Source organism: Flavobacterium sp., from assembly GCF_049240005.1.
Lineage (GTDB): Bacteria > Bacteroidota > Bacteroidia > Flavobacteriales > Flavobacteriaceae > Flavobacterium.
Genome location: NZ_JBMLTK010000074.1, coordinates 14,677 through 15,922 on the forward strand (window position 1 = coordinate 14,677; position 1,246 = coordinate 15,922).

The 1,246-nt window shown below is 42.5% G+C and carries 1 protein-coding gene; it reads right to left on the reverse strand.

The window, feature by feature from the left end:
* The coding region (locus tag ACOVQQ_RS07880; protein ID WP_421817767.1) for an Ig-like domain-containing protein at positions 1-1,246 on the reverse strand (1,246 nt) is incomplete at both ends.

The following is a 1,246-nucleotide window of genomic DNA, read 5'->3' on the forward strand; positions in this document are numbered from 1 at the left end:
GTAGGCTGAGCGTTAATCGTAACTGAAGTACCCGCTGAGATACATGTAGCATCTGCTAAAGAACGAACTGTTACACTGTATGTGCCTGAAGCAACATTGGCAAAGATGGGTGACAATTGGTAAGTAGTACCATCGATGCTGTATTCAAAGCCAGTACCCGAAGCTGGTGAGCTTACCTCGATCGTTCCTGTAGCAACTGCACAAGTTGGCTGTAAGGTAGCTGAAGCAGTCGGTGCTGTTGGAGCTGTAGGCTGAGCGTTAATCGTAACTGAAGTACCCGCTGAGATACATGTAGCATCTGAAATTCTTCTAGTCGTTATTAAATAAGTTCCAGTTGTTAATGTTCCTGAAAACACATTCGACACTTGATAATTTACTCCATCTGCAGAGTATTCAAATCCAGTTCCTACAGGAGGATTAGTTACAACAACTGTTCCTGTGGAATTAGCACAAGTTGGTTGACTAACTACACTTACAGTTGGTGCGGCTGGAGCAGTTGGCTGCGCATTAAGCGTGACACTAGTTCCTGGTGATACGCATGTTGGATCACTTAAACGTCGAACTGTCACAATGTGAACTCCGGAAGTTAAAAATCCTGAGAAAGTAGTTGATGCCTGATAAGTACCGCCGTTAACACTGTACTCAAAACCAGTATTTCCAGGAGGAGATGTGACAACAATCGTTCCTGTTGGATCTGTGCATGTTGGTTGTAATGTAACTACAACAGTTGGCGCCGCTGGAACGGTCTGCGGTGAATTAATTGTGATTAATCCTGTCGATAAAGATACGCATCCATTGTTATTTGTAACATTGAAACTATAATTACCTGGCGCCAAATTTGAGATCACAGCTGAAGTAGTAGATCCAGATATATTTCCAGGATTTATTACCCAATTGCCTGAAGGAAGACCTGTCAAGTTCACACTACCTGTTGGAACCGAACAATTTGGTTGAACCACTGCACTTACCGTAGGAGTAGAAACTGTATTACAATTTACTGTAACGGTTACTATTGCTGTAGAAACATCACCATTACTATCTGTTATTGTATATGTAAATGTATCAATTCCGTTAAAATTAACCGGAGTATAGGTAATGGTATCGTCTGATGAATCAGCAGTACCTTGCGTATTTACTGTAGCTACACCATTAGCTCCTTGAGTAGCGATAACCACATCTACTGTTGTAGAAGGTCCGTCTCCGCCAAAGTTGTCGTTCGCCAGTACGGTGATCGTCGTTGGCGTGT